The sequence below is a fragment of the Variovorax humicola genome, assembly GCF_037889915.1.
In the GTDB taxonomy this organism is placed as follows: Bacteria; Pseudomonadota; Gammaproteobacteria; order Burkholderiales; family Burkholderiaceae_C; genus Variovorax; species Variovorax humicola.
The window spans coordinates 118,714-134,606 of sequence record NZ_JBBKZV010000002.1 but is presented as its reverse complement, the minus strand read 5'-3'; the positions used below and the strand labels follow the sequence as shown (position 1 = coordinate 134,606).

14 protein-coding genes and 1 pseudogene are annotated in these 15,893 nt (G+C 67.3%); 7 read left to right on the top strand and 8 right to left on the bottom strand.

Annotated elements, in window-relative coordinates; translation table 11 throughout:
* Positions 1 to 23: 23 nt before the first annotated feature.
* The 8 genes and pseudogenes from WKW80_RS04385 to WKW80_RS04350 form a co-directional block, all read right to left on the bottom strand.
* Positions 24 to 1,331 (bottom strand): annotated as a pseudogene (locus WKW80_RS04385) (3-hydroxyacyl-CoA dehydrogenase NAD-binding domain-containing protein); the annotation flags it as partial.
* Entirely contained in the window at positions 1,328 to 2,560 is a 1,233-nt protein-coding gene (locus tag WKW80_RS04380; RefSeq protein ID WP_340362329.1) for an acyl-CoA dehydrogenase family protein, read from the bottom strand. The gene WKW80_RS04380 and the pseudogene WKW80_RS04385, both read right to left, overlap by 4 nt.
* A 35-nt stretch (positions 2,561 to 2,595) precedes the next feature.
* Positions 2,596 to 3,774, bottom strand: a complete 1,179-nt coding sequence (locus WKW80_RS04375; RefSeq protein ID WP_340362328.1) for an acyl-CoA dehydrogenase family protein — start codon at positions 3,772 to 3,774, stop codon at positions 2,596 to 2,598.
* 15 nt (positions 3,775 to 3,789) lie between these two features.
* Positions 3,790 to 4,656 (bottom strand): IclR family transcriptional regulator, encoded by an 867-nt coding sequence (locus WKW80_RS04370; RefSeq protein WP_340362327.1) that lies wholly within the window; start codon positions 4,654 to 4,656, stop codon positions 3,790 to 3,792.
* 21 nt (positions 4,657 to 4,677) lie between these two features.
* Entirely contained in the window at positions 4,678 to 5,664 is a 987-nt protein-coding gene (locus tag WKW80_RS04365) for a Bug family tripartite tricarboxylate transporter substrate binding protein (protein WP_340362326.1), read from the bottom strand.
* Between the two features lie 56 nt (positions 5,665 to 5,720).
* Positions 5,721 to 7,244 carry a class I adenylate-forming enzyme family protein gene (locus tag WKW80_RS04360; RefSeq protein ID WP_340362325.1) on the bottom strand — a complete coding sequence of 508 codons (1,524 nt, stop codon included), beginning with the start codon at positions 7,242 to 7,244 and terminating at the stop codon, positions 5,721 to 5,723.
* A gap of 254 nt (positions 7,245 to 7,498) precedes the next feature.
* On the bottom strand, positions 7,499 to 8,275 hold the full coding sequence (locus WKW80_RS04355; protein WP_340362324.1) for an alpha/beta hydrolase family protein: 777 nt from the start codon (positions 8,273 to 8,275) through the stop codon (positions 7,499 to 7,501).
* On the bottom strand, positions 8,259 to 9,668 hold the full coding sequence (locus tag WKW80_RS04350) for a DUF3182 family protein (protein ID WP_340362323.1): 1,410 nt from the start codon (positions 9,666 to 9,668) through the stop codon (positions 8,259 to 8,261). Before WKW80_RS04350 ends, WKW80_RS04355 begins: the two co-directional genes overlap by 17 nt.
* On the opposite strand from WKW80_RS04350, the gene WKW80_RS04345 reads away from it, so the two are divergent.
* The 7 genes from WKW80_RS04345 (at position 9,660) to WKW80_RS04315 (ending at position 15,892) form a co-directional block, all read left to right on the top strand.
* The gene (locus WKW80_RS04345; protein WP_340362322.1) at positions 9,660 to 10,010 is read left to right on the top strand and encodes a hypothetical protein; all 351 of its coding nucleotides are present in this window, start codon (positions 9,660 to 9,662) and stop codon (positions 10,008 to 10,010) included. The genes WKW80_RS04350 and WKW80_RS04345 overlap by 9 nt on opposite strands.
* A 30-nt stretch (positions 10,011 to 10,040) precedes the next feature.
* Positions 10,041 to 10,679 carry an ATPase gene (locus tag WKW80_RS04340; protein ID WP_340362321.1) on the top strand — a complete coding sequence of 213 codons (639 nt, stop codon included), beginning with the start codon at positions 10,041 to 10,043 and terminating at the stop codon, positions 10,677 to 10,679.
* A gap of 188 nt (positions 10,680 to 10,867) precedes the next feature.
* The gene (locus tag WKW80_RS04335) at positions 10,868 to 12,307 is read left to right on the top strand and encodes an MFS transporter (protein WP_340362320.1); all 1,440 of its coding nucleotides are present in this window, start codon (positions 10,868 to 10,870) and stop codon (positions 12,305 to 12,307) included.
* A 9-nt stretch (positions 12,308 to 12,316) separates the two neighbouring features.
* Positions 12,317 to 12,934, top strand: coding sequence for a paraquat-inducible protein A (locus WKW80_RS04330; RefSeq protein ID WP_340362319.1), 618 nt, complete (start codon positions 12,317 to 12,319; stop codon positions 12,932 to 12,934).
* Positions 12,931 to 13,617: a paraquat-inducible protein A gene (locus WKW80_RS04325; protein WP_340362318.1), complete on the top strand. Its 687-nt coding sequence runs from the start codon at positions 12,931 to 12,933 to the stop codon at positions 13,615 to 13,617. The genes WKW80_RS04330 and WKW80_RS04325 overlap by 4 nt, the downstream gene beginning before the upstream one ends.
* Positions 13,614 to 15,263, top strand: a complete 1,650-nt coding sequence (locus tag WKW80_RS04320) for a PqiB family protein (RefSeq protein ID WP_340362317.1) — start codon at positions 13,614 to 13,616, stop codon at positions 15,261 to 15,263. Before WKW80_RS04325 ends, WKW80_RS04320 begins: the two co-directional genes overlap by 4 nt.
* Positions 15,264 to 15,265: 2 nt before the next feature.
* The gene (locus WKW80_RS04315; protein ID WP_340362316.1) at positions 15,266 to 15,892 is read left to right on the top strand and encodes a PqiC family protein; all 627 of its coding nucleotides are present in this window, start codon (positions 15,266 to 15,268) and stop codon (positions 15,890 to 15,892) included.
* Position 15,893 lies beyond the last annotated feature (1 nt).

Genomic DNA, 15,893 nt, shown 5'->3' with positions numbered 1-15,893 from the left:
TTCATGATGTTGGCGGGCGAGAAGAAATGCAGCCCGACCACGTCCTGGGGCCGCGCGATGGAGGCCGCCAGCTCGTCGATGTCGAGGAAGGAGGTGTTGGTGGCCAGGATCGCGCCGGGCTTGCACGCGCGATCGAGTTCGGCGAAAACGGCCTTCTTGACGGCCATGTCCTCGAACACGGCTTCCACCACCAGATCGGCCTGGCCCAGCGCGTCGTAGCTGGTGGCGCCGTCGAGGCGGGCGAGGGTGGCGGCGCGCTGCTCCGCAGTCTGGCGTCCCGAGGCCGACAGCCGGTCGTAGACCTTCTCCACGCGCTGGCGGCCTGCGGCGAGGGCGGTGTCATCGCGCTCCATCAACGTGACGTGCAGGCCCGCATCCAGCATGGCCACGGCGATGCCCGAACCCATGGTGCCGCCGCCGATCACGCCCACGCGTTGCACCGGGCGCGGCGTGCCACGGCGCGCCTCGGGCACCTTGCGCGCCTCACGCTCGGCGAAGAACGCATGGATCAGGCCAGCGCGCTGCGGGCTGCCCATGCATTGCAGGAAGCCCTCGCGTTCGACGCTCAGGCCGGCGTCGAAGGGCTTTTCTATGGCGGCCTGCACCGCGTCGACGATCCAGAAGGGCGCAAGTTGGCCGCGCGCCTTCTTCCCGAGGCTGGCACGGGCCACTTCCAGCGCGGTCAGGCTGGCCCGCACATCGGCAAGACCCTGCGCGTCGCGGCTGCGGCGCGGCGGCAGGCCGTGGGTGGCGAGTTCTCCGGCCCACGCCACAGCCTGCGAGCGCAGTTCTTCCGTGGGGCTGGCGACGCGGTCGATCACGCCCAAGGCCAAGCCCTCCGCGGTGTCGATGTGTCGTCCGCCGAGCATCAGGTCCAGCGCCGCTTCGGCGCCGATCAGGCGCGGCAGGCGCTGCGTGCCGCCGCCGCCGGGCAGCAGGCCGAGTTGCACCTCGGGCAGCGCGAGCCGGGTGCCATGCGCCGCGATTCGGTGGTGCGCGGCCAGGGCCAGTTCCAGGCCACCGCCCAGGGCCATGCCGTGCAGCGCGGCCACGACCGGCTTGGTGCTGGTCTCGACGGCCAGGCAGACCTCGCCCATCCAGGGCATCTCGCGCGCCTGGCCGAATTCACGGATGTCGGCGCCAGCACTGAAACCGCGCCCCGCGCCCAGGATGACGATGGCGCGCGCCTGTGCATCGGTCTGCGCGGCCTCGATAGCCTGGGCCAGGCCACGGCGCACCGCGTTCCCGAGCGCGTTGACAGGCGGGTTGTCGAGGGTCAGCACCAGCACGCCACCGGCGTACAGAGCAGTTTGAACGGCTGCGTGGATCATGGGGTCAGTTCTTCTTCCAGGGCCGGGGCCGATGTGGGTTGCGTCATGGGGTGTGCCATCGTTTGCGCCAGCAGCGCGACGTGTTCGTCCGGCGTGCCGAAAGCGGCGTCGCAGGCCAGCAGCTTGCGATAGCAGTGGCCGACCGGGTGTTCGCAGGCCATGCCCATGCCGCCGTGCAACTGGATGGCCTGTGCGCCCACCAGACGCGCGGCGCGGCCCACGGTGAGTTTGGCGAGACTGAGGTCGCGAAGTGACTCGGGGTCGTCGAAGCGGCCTTCGTGGGCGCGGATGGCCGCCACGAGTGTCATGGAACGCGCGCGCTCCTCGGCGATCAGCAGATCGGCAAAGCGGTGCTGCAGGGCCTGGAAGTTGGCCAGCGGCTGGCCGAACTGCCGGCGTTCATGCAGGTAGCTGCGACACTGCCCGATGGCGCGGCCGATGGCGCCCAGCGCCTCGGCGCAGTTGGCGGCAAGTCCGCGGTACACCGCAGCGCGAAGCGCGGCGCCGCCCTGGCCCCAGGCGCCGATCAGGTGGCCGGCGTCCAGCGCGACGCCATCGAGCGACAGGTCGGCCGCCCAGGCGCCATCGACCATGGGCACCGACACACGCGTGAGGCCCCGGGCGTTGCCGGGCACCAGGAACAGCGAGATGCCGCCCAACCTGTCCTGCGGCGCGTCGCCGGGCGCCTGGATGCCCGTCTTGTTGGTGGCTGCCATGGCGCGGGCCGGCACGACGATCCAGTCGGCGTCACCGCCGTTGTCCACCAGCACCTTGTGCCCGTGCAGCACGAAGCCGCCCTCGGCCTGGCGCTGCACTGTCGTGCGCACGGCGAGGGGATCGAAACCATGATGCGATTCGGCCCAGGCCAGTGCCAGGCTCTGCTGGCCTGCCAGCACGGCCGGCAGCACCTGCGCGGCCACGCCGACGGCGCCCGCCAGCAGCGGTGCGGCCAGCACGGCGGTGGCCAGCAGCGGCTCGATGCACAGCGCGGCGCCCGCGCCCTCCATCAGCAGCATGGCTTCCTGGGCGCCGGCGCCCAGACCGCCCGCGTCCTGCGGCACGGCCAGGCCCAGCCAGCCCAGCTCGGCCATGGCCTGCCAGCGCGCGGGGTCCAGCCCGCGCCGTTGGCGCACGCGCTGCGCGTGGGCAGCAAAGTCGTAGGCGCCCTCGAAGTAGTCGCGTACGCTGTCGCGGATCATGGTTTGCTCGTCGGAAAGGGTGAAGTTCATGTGGCGTTCCTACAGGCGGCAGTTGCGGGCGGCAGTTACAGGCTGCTCTTTGCGATGACGTTCTTCTGGACTTCCGTGCTGCCGCCGTAGATCGTGGCCACGCGGTTGAACAGGTGGTCGCCCATGGCGCCGTGGGCGTCGCTGCCGCCGATGGGCGACTGCTCGTAGCGGCCCATGTAGACGCGGGAGTAGCGGCCGGTGAGGTCCAGCAGCAGTTCGGTGAGCTGCTGGCACAGTTCGGAGCCCTCGATCTTGAGCATGGAGGCGGTGGCGCCGTCGAAGCCCTTGCCCGGCCGGTAGCCGTCGAGCGCGCGGAGCTCCGAGATTTCCAGCGCCCGCAGGCGCGCCTCGATCTCGCACAGGCGTCGCTGGATCAGCGGGTCCTCGCTCAAGGCCCGGCCGCCGGACCGCTGGGAGGCCGCGACGCGCCGCGCGCGTTCGAGTTGCATGCGCGAGCGGCCGACGCGGGCGATCATGGCGCGTTCATTGCCGAGCAGGAACTTGGCATAGTCCCAGCCGCGTCCCTCGACGCCCACGAGCTCGCTCTTCGCCACCACCACTTCGTTGAGGAAGACCTCGCAGATGCTCGCGCCTTCATCGATGGTCTCGATGGGCCGCACTTCGACGCCCGGCGCCTTCATGTCCAGCAGGAGGAAGGAGATGCCGTTCTGCAGCTTGGCTTCTTCGGTGGTGCGGGCCAGGCAGAACATCATGTCGGCGTGCCGGCCATGCGTGGTCCAGGTCTTCTGGCCGCTGACCACGTAGTGGTCGCCACGGTCGCGGGCACGTGTCTTCAGCGAGGCGAGGTCGGAGCCGGCATTGGGCTCGGAAAAGCCCTGGCACCACCAGGTCTCGGATTTCAGGATGCCGGCCAGGTACTTTGCCTTCTGTGCGTCGGAGCCGAAGGTGTAGAGCACCGGGCCGATCATGGAGATGCCGAAGGAGATGGTCTCCGGCGCGCAGCACAGCGCCAGCGCGTGGTGGAACACACGGCGCTTGCCCAGGCTCCAGCCGGTGCCGCCGTATTCCACGGGCCACGAGGGCGCGATCCAACCCTGGCGGTACAGGCGTTGCTGCCAGTCCACGTATTCGGCCTTGGCCAGCTTTTCGCCGAAAAGGACCTTGTTGCGTACTGGCTTGGGCAGGTTGGCGCGCGCGAAGGCGCTCACCTCGTGGCGGAAGGCTTGTTCCTCCACGCTGATGTTCATGTCCATGGGAATCTCCCGGTTCTAGATGGGTTCGATGGGGGTGTTGGGGTCGATGGCGATGCGCACGTCGGGCAGGAATTCATGCGCCACGGCGTTGACCATCTCGATGATTCCGGGCAAGCGGCTTTCCAGCGTGCGGCGCTTGCCCGCCAGGGCCAGTCCAAGCTGGCTGAACTCCTGGTTCGCACTGTCGATGGGTTGACCCAGGTGGAAGGAGAACGAAGCCTTCCCCACGTTCTGCAGGCGCGTGGAATAGGCGAAGCCCGCCTGGCGAACCTTTGTGACCATGGCCATGACCTGCTGCACGTCGCGGACCAGCGTCGGCTTTTCCTGCGCGACCAGACAGGCCGCGGCCACACGCCGCACCTGCTCGTCCGGCATGGCCGCCATCAGTGCATAGCCAAGCCCGGTCTCGACCAATGGGCGCACGACGCCGATGGGTACGTCGTCGCCGCGCTCGCTGGAAGCGAACACCTCGTGCGCGTACTGCACGAAGCGGCCGGTGCGTTGCCCCAGGAGCACGCTCAACCCCGTTTGCCGGCTCAACTCCTGCATGGCAAGGCGCAGATGGCTGCGCGGCAACGCCAGGTCGTGAACCCAGCCGCCCAGCATGTTCAGCCGCAGGCTGGGCAGGTAGGTGCGGTCGTCAGGGTTCCAGCACAGATAACCCATGTGGTGGAGCGTTCGCAGCAGCATGGAGGTGCTGGACTGCGGGAAACCGCTCGCCTGCACGATCTCGGCCACGGTGGCGGGCTTGTTCAATTGCTCGAACAACTCGATCAGCTCGAACACCCTGCGCGCCGACTTGACGTCACCGCTGCCGAGTTCGCGCTCGCGATCCCGCGCCGACAGGCGCGGCAGGCTGATGGGGCGTTTGACGCGAGGCATGGATCGGTCCTTCGCAGCGACTCAATCGGCCTTGATGTCGGATTCCTTGGCCATGCGCGCCCACCTGCCCAGGTCCTCGTGCAGGAACCTGGCGAATTCCTTGCCGCTGTTGCCTACGGGATCCATGTCCATCGCAAGAAGCCGGGCGTGGACCTCGCGGTCCTCGACGGCCGCGGCCACCTGTGTCGACAACGTCTCCACCACGGAGGAGGGCGTGCCTTTGGGTGCGAACAGCGCGAACCAGCCACCGAAATCGAAGCCCTTGACACCCAGCTCGTCCATCGTGGGGACCTCGGGCAATGACGTCAGGCGCTTGTCTCCCGTCACGGCGAGCAGCTGGATGCGATCCGACTTCAAATGCGGCTGGGCCGAGCCGATGTCGGGAAAGGCGAAGTCGATGGTGCCGCCCAGCAGATCGTTCATCATGGGCGCGGCCCCTTTATAGGGCACGTGGGTCGGCTGTGTCCTCGTTTGGCGCGCGAACAGATCCCCCATGAAATGACCGGTCGAGCCATTGCCCCAGGAGCCATAGCTCAAGGTTTGGGCGTTGAGCGCCGCGATCAGCTCGGGCACGGTCTTGGCCTGGGTCTTCTTGCTGGCGAACAGCACGTTTCTGGACTTGGCCACCAGCGACACGGGAATGAAATCGCGCTCGGTGTTGAAGGGCAGCGGTGTCTGGGTGACTGCGGGCAACTGGGCCATGGTCGTGATGCCGAACAGCAGCGTATAGCCGTCGGCAGGCGCACCCAGGACGGTGGTGGCGGCCAGTGTGCCGCTGGCGCCAGGCTTGTTCTCGACCACCACCGGCTGCTTGAATGCATCGGCCAGCTTGAGCGCGATCAGGCGCGCCACCGTGTCCGCGCCTCCACCGGCAGCCGAAGACACGACGAGCTTGATCGGCCTTTGCGGATACGCCGACGCGGACTGGGCCCCTGACGGGAGGGCGGCGCCCGCCAGCAGGCCCAGTGCCAGGCATAGGCCGGCGCGGCGGTGGATGGTGGTCTTCATGGTGTGTCTCCTGGAGGCGGATGGTTGGAATGGGAGGAATGCGCGGGACGTTCGGATCAAAGGAGCCCGGCCATGTCCTGGACGGCCTTTTTCAGGATCTTTCCGCTCTGGGCGGCGGGCAATTGCGGCACCAGCACGATGCGCTGCGGACGCTTGTATGGCGCGAGGCGGTCGTGCAGGAATGCCTGCAGCGCTGGTGCGTCCACCGAGGCGCCGGCGTGCGGCTCGACGAAGGCGATCACCTGCTCATCCCCGGCAACCGGCTTGCCCACCACGCAGGACTGGGCCACGGCAGGATGGGCGTTGAGCGCGGCCTCGACTTCGCTGGGATAGACGTTGAAGCCCGAGCGGATGATCAAGTCCTTCAGGCGGCCCATGACGTAGCAAGCGCCGTCCCCGCCCTGGCGTACCAGGTCCTGGGTGCGCAGCCAGCCGTCGTCGGACAGCACCTGCGCCGTCAACTCCGGCGCCTTGTAGTAGCCCTTCATCACGTTCGGTCCACGAATGAGCAACTCGCCGACCGTGCCGGGTGCCACGGTGTTTCCTTCTTCGTCGACGATGCGCGTCTCCATGTTCGGAATCGGATAGCCCACGGTCAGGTCGTCGCATTTGCGGTTGTAGGGCACCATGCAGATCGACGGCGAGGCCTCGGTCATGCCGTAGCCGTTGTTGATGGGCAAGCCCAGCAGCGCTTCCACCCGGTTCTTGAGCGCGGCGTCCAGTGGCGCACCACCGCAGTGGATGAAACGCAGTCGGGGTGCCGTGACTGCTTGCCCGCCGTCGGCCATCGACAGCAGCCGCACGTACATGGCCGGCACGCCCTGGAAGAAAGTCAGGCCCTCGGCCAGCGCGCGCCGCAGATGCTGGACGTCGAAGCGTGGCACCACGTGCAAGGTGGCGCCCGCGCTCAGTCCCGCCAGCACCACACTCGTCAGCCCGAACACATGCGACATCGGCAGGGCCGCGTACACGTGGTCGCGCTCGGCAGTCCGACGCGATGCGGCAGACACCGCGGCGGAAAAGCCCAGGTTGCGGTGCGTGAGCATCACGCCCTTGGGTTGGCCCGTCGTGCCGGTGGTATAGATCAGGACCGCCACTTGCCTGGCGCTGCCGGCAAAGCTCGGCTCGACGGTCGCGTCGGCATTCGCGGGCGTGCAATGGAACACCAGGCCGCCGACCGCGTGAGCCGCAGCGTCGCGCGCCTGTGCATGGCGCATCGCATCGTCCGAAACCTCGGCAGTGCAAAGGACGAGACGGGGCTCGCAATGATTCTCGATGTTGGCAACTTCCGCCGCAGTCAGCCGCGCATTGACCACCACGGCCCAGGCCTCCAGTTCGCTCGCCGCAAAGATGGCCGCGATCTGGGCCGCGCTGTTCTCTCCCACGATCATCAGGCGGTCGCCCGGCCGAAGCCCCGCCGTACGCAGGAAGGCGGCCAGTTCGACGATGGCCTGATGTAGTTCGGCATAGGTCCAGTTTCGTCCCTGGTCCACCAACGCCGGGTGGCCGGCCAGCCGCGGCAATTGCCGGCGGATCAGGTCGTGGAGCCGGAAAGCGCTGCCGGGTGGATCGATTTTCATGACCGCGTGCCTTGTCTCTTGAGGTGGGTCGGATCGATCGATCGAGCCCCGTGGAATTGCAGGGATCGTAGATTTCGGGGTTTTCTCATGCCATCACATATGTGATATCTGCGCAGAATCGAAGGGGAGGGCATGGCGCCAGGCGCCATCGATTCAAGTCCGCAACGCACCGGCCTGGTCGTGCGATGGACTGCCGCCGCCGAGGATGCGCATCAGAGGGCGCAGGCTTTCCAGGGACTTCACAGTCCCTGCCGTCACGCCGGACTGTTCGGCGCCGGCCGCAGCAACCCCGTCGCCGCCTTGGCTCCCAGCACCATCTCGGTCATCCAGCTCACCAGCAGCATGCCGTAGGCCTGCCGATACGACTCTTGCGACAGCGCATGGTCCGCGCCCGAAATGACGCGGTACGTCACTGAGCGCACGCGCTTGAAAGCGCTGAGATAGTTCTCGATGACCGGGTGCGGCACCGTCTTGTCTGTCTCGGATTCGACGATCAAGGCATCGCCCTTGAACAGCGCGCAGGCCGCCAGCGCACGGTTGTCCGCGGGTGCGATCGTGGTGTTGCGGTAGATCATCAAGTCCTCCCGTCCGAGCTTGCCTTTGGGCGTATCCCATTGCTCGTCGCGGTAGAGCGCCGGTGCGCGTAGCGCGAGCCACCGCACCGGCCGCATTGCGCTGACCAACGCAGCCAGATAGCCGCCGTAGCTGCTGCCGACGATGGCGATGGATTGCGGGTCGACGGCCGGATGTCCCACCAGCGTGTCGTAGGCGGCCAAGACATCCTGCAGGTTGTCTTCGCGCGTGACGGCCTCGCGCAACTCATGGTGCCGGGCGTGGCCGCGCAGGTCGATGGTCAGGCAGATGCAGCCGAGCGCCGCGATCTCGTGCGCACGGGCGAGGTATTGAGCCTGGCTGCCGTCCCACCCATGCACCAGCAGCACACCTGGAATGGCAGCCGATGGCGCGACCAGCGTGCCCGCGATGTGGTGGCCGGCAACGGCGATGTCGATGGCACTATGACGCGTGGGCATCGCACCTCATTTCAGTCACGGCTGCGTACTTGACGAGTTCGCCCGCCTTCTTGTCGATTCCTCGAAAGTACACCGTTGCACCACGCGGGGCCTCGCTGGTGCCATAAACCTCGAAGCACGACGCCCAGACCTGCCGGCAGTCGCGCCGGTCGCGGAAACATTCGAGGCCGGCGATTTCCGCGCCCGTGGCGCCGCCCATGCGCCATGACTGCTCCAGCACCCCCGAGCGCAGTTCGCCTCCGGTAGAAAGCCCCTGCGCCACGTCGTAGTTGATGCGCGAAGCAAAGAAGCCGGGGAAGCAATCCTTTGCGGCTTCGTGGTAATCGCGGGATTGCTCGATGGCCAGACGCACATTGGGTGCCAGGTTCAATGCCAGCAATGCATCGAAGCCGCCGCGCACCAGTGTCAGGTCGGAGCCGCCGTAGACCATGTGGCCATGGTTGTTGCGCGTCAGGCGCTGCACGCCGTGGTAGCTCGCGCGCAAACCTCCGACTACGACCTGCCCGACGCTGAGCGTGGCCACCGGTTCGGTCAGGTTTTCTTCAAGAACGAGCCCGTGCTCGCGCAATTCTTCGTCGCTGATTCGGCCGACGCAGTGTTCAAGCGCGGCGACGTTGCGAACCACGGTCTGGCCGCGGCCACCAGTGGCGCAGGCCGGCTTGACGCGCGCCTCACCCTCGTCCAGCAAGCGCTTGCCTGCGATCAGCGCCTCGTCGCACGAAAACGCGCTGTAGCCGCGCAGCACCCCGCCGGCGACCCGTTGCGCGAACCCAGGGTTCCATCCGTGCGGTTTCGCCGCCGATTCGTAGACCAGTGGATGGGTGATGACCTTGGTGCCCACGAAAGCATGCGGCACCACACCGCCGAAGATGTCGTCTTCAGTGGACACGCCGAGCGCGTCGGCAGCATCTGCCGTGAGCGTGTCGCTCGGCACGAAATAGGTGGGTGCTTCGCGAGGCGCGTTGCGCTTGTATTCGCCCCGGAAGGCGACGCCCTTGAGCATCGCGAGCCGCCGCGCGGCCTCGGCGCGAGTGGCATGTTCGTGGTCGCTGTCGTAACGGCGATGATCTGCAGTCAATGCCACGACGCAGCCTGCGCGATCGGCGGCGGCGGGGACGTCGGACGGGCTCTGCACGGAGTGCGCGGAAGGGAGGGCATGCATGGCGGGCTCACGAGGTAGAGGTTGTGGGCCGGCGTCGCTGCCGGTGCGGTGGAGCACGGTGCCGGGCTGAAACCACAGGGTGTGCGCCCCGGATTGCCGTGCGAATCGGCGGCGGGCCAAGGATTGCGCCGGTGGATGCCTACAACTCGCCTGCCCCGGGGTGTAATCCCCAAAATCCAGAAAATGCCTAAAATGGGGGCTTCGAATGCTTTGGAGTATCTCGTGGCCCATGCACTCATTTCCCGCCCGGAGGCGTTGGACCGTCTGGCCCGCAGCATGCCGACGTTTACCGCGACGAATCTCGCGGGCGGCATGCAGAAAGTGACCAGTACGGTCATGGCCGAAGGCGCCGTGGTCATCACCCGCCATGACCAGCCGACCATGGTGCTCATGTCGGTCGATCGCTACCTCAAGCTCGAACAGGCGGCCGAACCCAACCTCGATGCACTCGCCCAGCGTTTCGACGACATGTTTGCCCGCATGCAGGGCGCCGATGCCGCACAGGGCATGGCCGATGCCTTCGCGATGACGCCGAAGGAACTGGGCAAGGCGGCCGTGCGCGCGGCGCGATAGCGGCACAGTCCGGAAGTCCTCAAGTCCAGCGTGGCTGCACAGATTTTCGTGCTGGCCGGCGTCAATGGCGCGGGCAAGAGCAGTGTCGGCGGAGCGGCCTTGTCGGCCCGCAACGTTCCCTATTTCAATCCGGATCTGGCCGCACGCGCACTGTGCGACGCGAACCCTGGCCTTGCGCTTGAAGCGGCCAACGGCCACGCATGGGAATTCGGCCGCAAGGGCCTCGAGCGCGCCTTGCGGGAGAGCGCCCATTACGCATTCGAGACCACGCTCGGCGCCAGCACGATTCCCGACATGCTGCTCGCCGGCGCGAAGGCCGGGGCGCAAATCCACGTCTGGTACGCAGGACTGTCGTCGCCCGAGTTGCACATGCAGCGCGTCGAGGAGCGGGTGGCCGCGGGTGGCCACGCCATCCCCGAGCACAAGATCCGTGCACGCTACGTCAGCAGCCGCGCCAACCTGATCAAGCTGATGCCGCACCTGGCCAGCCTGCGCGTGTTCGACAACAGCGCCGAGGGCGACCCGAAGGCCGGCAAGCCGCCACAGCCCGTGCTGCTGCTGCACATGGAATCCGGCCGCGTCGTGGCGCACGTGCCACTGAAGCAGGTGCCGCAGTGGGCCAAGCCCATACTGGCCGTTGCGTTCGAACTGTCTGCAGCCAGCCATTGAACGCCATGGGCTGGCCTTGCCTGGAAAAGTACCTGCGCCTGAAGTTCGTGCCATGGAAGGTCCATTCGCCGCTGGCAAGCACGCTCATCCACCCTTCGCCACAATCGACTCATCGCGCTTGCGCGCCATCGAACGCCTCTGCGGACTTCTGCTTGCGCGGTTAGTCTCGGCAGCCTCAGCACCACACCATGTCATCCACGCTTTCCGGAACGCCCGTTGCCCACGACGGCCTGCCTTCGCCCGCCCGCGGCAAGGCCATGCTGGTCATCGTCCTCGGCATCATGGTCGCGGTGCTCGACGGCACCATCGTCAACCTCGCGCTGCCCGGCATCGCGCAGCAGTTGCAAGCCACGCCTTCGCATTCGATCTGGGTGGTCAACGCCTACCAGATCGCGACGCTGGTAATGTTGCTGCCGCTGGCTTCGCTCGGCGACATCGTCGGCTACAAGCGCATCTACATCGCGGGCATCGCGCTGTTCACGGTGGCGTCGGCGGGCGCCACGTTCTCCGATTCGCTCGGCACGCTGATCGCGGCGCGTGCAATGCAGGGCCTGGGCGCGGCCGGGATCATGAGCGTCAATTCCGCACTGGTGCGGCTGATCTATCCGTCGAGCCGACTGGGTCGTGGCATGGCGATCAACTCGATGGTGGTGGCCACGTCCGCAGTTGCGGGGCCTTCGGTCGCTGCCGCCATCCTGTCGGTGGCTTCGTGGCCCTGGCTGTTTGCGCTCAACGTGCCGCTTGGCATCGTCGTGCTCGCATTGGCGCGGAAGTCGCTGCCGGACAACGTCGAGCCGGCAGCGGCGGGCGCGCGGTTCTCGCTGATCGACGTGGTGCTCAACGTCCTGATGTTCTCGCTGATCTTCCTGGGCGCCGACCAGCTCGGCGTGCGCCAGGGCACAGGGCAGGGCGCATCGCCGATGGCCTGGGCCATCATGGTGGCGGGCCTCCTCGTGGGCTTTGTGTTCCTGCGGCGGCAACGCAGGCTGGCGCTGCCTTTGTTCCCCATCGATCTTCTGCGCATTCCGGTGTTCGCGTTGTCCATGGGCACATCGGTCGCGGCCTTCTCGGCGCAGATGCTGGCGTACATCGCGCTGCCTTTCCTGCTGCTTGGCGCCTACGGCCGCACCCACGTCGAGGCCGGCTTGCTGATCACCTGCTGGCCGCTCGCGATCGTGGTGATGGCGCCCGTGGCCGGTCGGTTGATCGGCCGCTACCCCGACGGGCTGCTCGGTGGCGTGGGCCTCGCGCTCCTGGCAAGCGGGCTCGCGTTGCTGGCCGCATTGCCGGCCCTTCCCGCCAATGCCGACATCGTGTGGCGCATGGCGCTGTGCGGCGCGGGCTTCGGGCTGTTCCAGTCGCCCAACAACCACACCATCGTGACTTCGCCGCCGCCCCATCGCAGCGGCGCGGCCAGCGGCATGCTCGGTACGGCGCGGCTCACCGGACAGACCCTCGGCGCCGTCATCCTCGCCGGCGTGTTCAGCGTGTGGAGTCCGCTGGACAACAAGGGACCCGTCATAGCCCTGCTGCTGGCAGCCAGTTGCGCCGGCATCGCGGCGGTGTTCAGCGTGATGCGCCTGAAGATGGCACCGTCCGATATCGCGCACGGCGCGGCCGAGTCATGATGTGGTCCCATGCGTGAAGTGCCCGACATCATTGCCTGCGAAGGCTGCGACGCCATCTACCGGCGTGCCCGGCTGCGGCCGCGCGACGTGGCCACTTGCCCGCGCTGCGGCACCGAACTGGAACGCCATTTCGGCCAGCAGCGGCGCCGCGTGCTGCCGCTCACGGTCGCCAGCCTAATCATGTTTGCGATTGCCAACCTTTTTCCCATCGTCGAGATCGAGGTGCGCGGCCTGCGCAGCGAGACCACGCTGGCCGGCGCCGTGCTGGCGCTGACCGAAGCAGGCATGCCGCCCGTGGCGTTGCTCGTGCTGGCGACCACGATCCTGTTTCCGCTGGTGCAGTTGTGCATCCTGGTCTGGCTGCTGATCCCCCTGGAGCGCGAGCGCCGCGCGCCTGGCTTCGCCTGGATGGTGCGGGCGATGCAGTCGTTGCGGCCCTGGGGAATGATCGAGGTGTTCCTGCTCGGCGTGCTGGTGGCCATCGTCAAGCTGTCGAGCATTGCCACGGTGGTGGGCGGGCCGGCGCTGTGGGCCTTCATGGTGCTGACGGTGCTGCTGACCTCGGTGCTGGCTTTCGACCCGCGCGGGTTCTGGGAAATGGCGTTTCACCGGCAGCCCGGCTCATGACCACGATCCCTTCGACGAAAGACGACGCCGACGGCGTTCCCACGGCGGCAAGCCTGGGTCTGACCGCATGCAATCATTGCGGCACGGTGTGGGAGCAGGCGCACGACGGCGAGCCGTGCGGCCGCTGCGGTACCCATCTGCACCGGCGCAAGCCTGACAGCCTGAACCGCACATGGGCCTTTCTGATCGCGGCGTGCATGATGTACGTTCCCGCCAACATGCTGCCGGTGATGATTACCAAGTCGCTGTTCGGCACGCAGGACGACACCATCCTGAGCGGCATCATCTACTTCTGGGAGACGGGCGCCTACAGCCTGGCGGCCATCGTGTTCATCGCGAGCTTCCTGGTGCCGTTGTTCAAGCTCGCTGCATTGCTCATCCTCGTGGTGGGAGCGCAGCGCCACAGCCGCTGGCGGCGGCTGCAGCGGGCCAAGCTTTATCACGTCATCGAATTCATCGGCCGCTGGTCGATGCTCGACGTGTTCGTGGTGTCGCTGCTGGCCGGGCTGGTGCAACTGCAGGGTTTTGCGGTGATCACGGCAGGGGTCGGCATTGCGGCTTTCGGCGCCGTGGTGGTCTTGACCATGTTGGCTTCCTTGAGTTTTGATCCGCGCATGACGTGGGATGACCCGCCCGAGTCATTGCACGACGAGAATGACGAGCAGCACACCGCAACCGCATGAGTGACACAGAACCACCCAAACCACAACTGCCCGAATTGAACGCGCCCCAGGTCAAGCGTCGGCGCGATTGGCTGCCCTCGCTGGTCTGGCTGATTCCGATCGTCGCGGCGCTGGTTGGCGTCACGCTGGTCGCGCGCATCCTGCTGGAGCGCGGGCCGCAGATCGTGGTCACCTTCAAGTCGGCCGAAGGGCTGGAGGCGGGCAAGACCGCCGTCAAGTACAAGGAAGTGCAGATCGGAACCGTCAAGGGGATCCGGCTCGCGCGCGACCGGTCGTCAGTGCGTGTCACGTTGCAGCTCACCAAGGACTCCGACGGATTTACCGCCACCGACTCCCGCTACTGGGTGGTGCGGCCGCGGCTCGACACCTCCGGTATTTCGGGCCTGGGCACTCTGCTGTCGGGGGCCTATATCGGCGTCGATGCCGGGACGTCGGAGGACACCACCAGCGAGTTCACCGGCCTGGAAGTTCCGCCCATCGTCACGCGCGATTCCTCGGGCCAGCAGTACTTGCTGCGCGCGACCGACGTCGGCTCGCTCGACGTCGGCTCGCCGGTCTATTTCAGGCGCATCAAGGTCGGGCAGGTCGCGGCCTTCGCACTCGACGGCGACGGCCGCGGCGTCACGCTGCGAATCTTCGTCAACGAGCCATACGACAAGTTCATCGGGCTCAATACGCGCTTCTGGCATGCCAGCGGCGTCGACCTGTCGCTCACCGCGAGCGGCGTGAACGTGCGCACCCAGTCGCTGGCGTCCATCCTGCTTGGCGGCATTGCGTTCCAGGCGCCCGAGAACGAGATGGGTCCGCGGGCCACCGAGAACACCGCCTACGTGCTCGCCGACGACGAGGCCACCGCGATGAAGCCGCCCGACGGGCCTTCGCAAACGCTGCTGATGTACTTCAACCAGTCGCTGCGCGGACTGGCACCCGGCGCACCGGTCGACTTCCGCGGGGTGGTGATCGGCGAGGTGAAATCGATCGGGGTCGAGTTCGACCGCACCGAGCGAGAGTTCCGCATGCCGGTGCTGCTGCAGGTGTACCCCGACCGGCTGCGGCGCAGCGCCGGCGTCACCGACACCACGGCGAACGCGCCGTCGAGCCGGACGCAGGAGGAGCGGCTGCAGTTCCTCGTCAGCAAGGGCCTGCGCGCCCAGTTGCGCAACGGCAACCTGCTGACGGGCCAGATGTACGTGGCGCTCGACTTCTTCCCGAAGCAGCCGGCAGTCAAGGTCGACGTGGCCGCCAATCCGATCGAGCTGCCGACCGTCCCGGGCAGCTTCGAAGACCTGCAGTCCCAGGTGCAGGAACTCGCGACCAAGGTCAACAAGATCCCGTTCGAGGAGTTGGGCAAGGACCTGCGCGTGTCGCTCGCCTCGCTCAACAAGACGCTGACCGGTGCCGAAAAGCTCGCCGCCTCGCTCAACAACGACGTCTCGCCAGCGATGACGGCCGCGCTGAAAGACGTGCGCCAGACTGTCGACAGTGCCAACCGGACGCTGCGGGATGACGCCCCGCTGCAGCAGGACCTGCGGCAGACCCTCCAGGAACTGACCCGCGCGGCCGGCTCGATGCGTGTGCTGACCGATTACCTCGAGCGGCATCCCGAATCGCTCATTCGCGGCAAGCCGGACGACAAGAAGAACTAGCCATGAAAGTCTCGACCTCCTCACTGGTGTACCTGGCTGCGGGCGTGTTGTTGCTTGCAGGATGCGCCAGCGCGCCGACCCGTTACTACACGCTGGCTGCGCCGGCGGCGCCGCTGGCCGCTGCGACGGCGGGTGCCACGCCGCTCTGGATCGAAGTCGCGCCGCTGGCGGTGCCCGAGCGCCTGGCGCGACCGCAATTGGTGGTGCACCCGGCCGGGTCCAGTGTCGAAGCGCAAGTCGACGTGCTCGAAGAACACCGCTGGGTCTCGTCCTTCGAGAGTGAAATGCGCGACGCCTTGTCGAGTGGCATTGCCAGCCGGCTCGGCGCGCTCGACGGCTCGCGCGGGGGGCGGCCGGCCGCGGCACCCGTCACGCGAATCTCGGTACAGGTGCGGCAGTTCGACGCCGTGGAAGGCAGCCGGGTCGAAGCAAGCCTGGGCTGGACGGTCCGGCGAGGCGACCAGGCACGCGCGCTGGTCTGCCAGGTCAACCTGAGCGAGCCGGTTACCGCCGCCGGCATCGACGCCGTGGCGCAGGGCGCGCGACGGCTCACCTCGAACGCCTCGGCGGCCATCGCGCGCAGCGTGGCCGCTCTCCAGTCAAATTCGGACACGCCATGTCCAATCTGAG

What these genes read in the sequence shown, in the direction of transcription:
- WKW80_RS04380 (WP_340362329.1), bottom strand. Translation starts at nt 2,560, where the DNA reads ATGAACTTCACCCTTTCCGACGAGCAAACCATGATCCGCGACAGCGTA.
- WKW80_RS04360 (WP_340362325.1), bottom strand. Translation starts at nt 7,244, where the DNA reads ATGAAAATCGATCCACCCGGCAGCGCTTTCCGGCTCCACGACCTGATC.
- WKW80_RS04335 (WP_340362320.1), top strand. Translation starts at nt 10,868, where the DNA reads ATGTCATCCACGCTTTCCGGAACGCCCGTTGCCCACGACGGCCTGCCT.
- WKW80_RS04320 (WP_340362317.1), top strand. Translation starts at nt 13,614, where the DNA reads ATGAGTGACACAGAACCACCCAAACCACAACTGCCCGAATTGAACGCG.
- WKW80_RS04365 (WP_340362326.1), bottom strand. Translation starts at nt 5,664, where the DNA reads ATGAAGACCACCATCCACCGCCGCGCCGGCCTATGCCTGGCACTGGGC.
- WKW80_RS04375 (WP_340362328.1), bottom strand. Translation starts at nt 3,774, where the DNA reads ATGGACATGAACATCAGCGTGGAGGAACAAGCCTTCCGCCACGAGGTG.
- WKW80_RS04370 (WP_340362327.1), bottom strand. Translation starts at nt 4,656, where the DNA reads ATGCCTCGCGTCAAACGCCCCATCAGCCTGCCGCGCCTGTCGGCGCGG.
- WKW80_RS04315 (WP_340362316.1), top strand. Translation starts at nt 15,266, where the DNA reads ATGAAAGTCTCGACCTCCTCACTGGTGTACCTGGCTGCGGGCGTGTTG.
- WKW80_RS04350 (WP_340362323.1), bottom strand. Translation starts at nt 9,668, where the DNA reads ATGGGCCACGAGATACTCCAAAGCATTCGAAGCCCCCATTTTAGGCAT.
- WKW80_RS04330 (WP_340362319.1), top strand. Translation starts at nt 12,317, where the DNA reads ATGCGTGAAGTGCCCGACATCATTGCCTGCGAAGGCTGCGACGCCATC.
- WKW80_RS04355 (WP_340362324.1), bottom strand. Translation starts at nt 8,275, where the DNA reads ATGCCCACGCGTCATAGTGCCATCGACATCGCCGTTGCCGGCCACCAC.
- WKW80_RS04325 (WP_340362318.1), top strand. Translation starts at nt 12,931, where the DNA reads ATGACCACGATCCCTTCGACGAAAGACGACGCCGACGGCGTTCCCACG.